The organism is Paenibacillus popilliae ATCC 14706 (assembly GCF_000315235.1).
GTDB lineage: Bacteria > Bacillota > Bacilli > Paenibacillales > Paenibacillaceae > Paenibacillus_B > Paenibacillus_B popilliae.
In genome coordinates this window covers 1-269 of the sequence record NZ_BALG01000205.1, presented here as the reverse complement: position 1 = coordinate 269, position 269 = coordinate 1, and the positions used below count along the sequence as shown (strand labels likewise).

General features: G+C 52.0%; 1 protein-coding gene. It reads left to right on the top strand.

The genetic code is table 11. The features are described from left to right. Nucleotides 1-269: transposase (locus PPOP_RS13240; RefSeq protein WP_042228832.1), on the top strand; the 269-nt coding region annotated here is incomplete at both ends.

The window sequence follows — 269 nt, the reverse complement described above, 5'->3', positions numbered from 1 at the left end:
GACCATATTACCTTTCTGGAGCAATCTATTGCTGCGCTGGATACAGAGATTGAGGCGCATCTTCAGCCTTACAAGGAAGCCCAGCAGTTGATTCGAACCATCCCCGGAGCCAGTAAGGTAACGGCTGCAGCGATTATGGCGGAAATAGGTGTCGATAGGGAACAATTTCCAACTACTGATCATTTAGCGTCCTGGGCGGGCGTGGCACCAGGCAACCATGAGAGCGCGGGTAAAAAAAAAGTACACGAACGCGCAAGGGCAACCCGCAT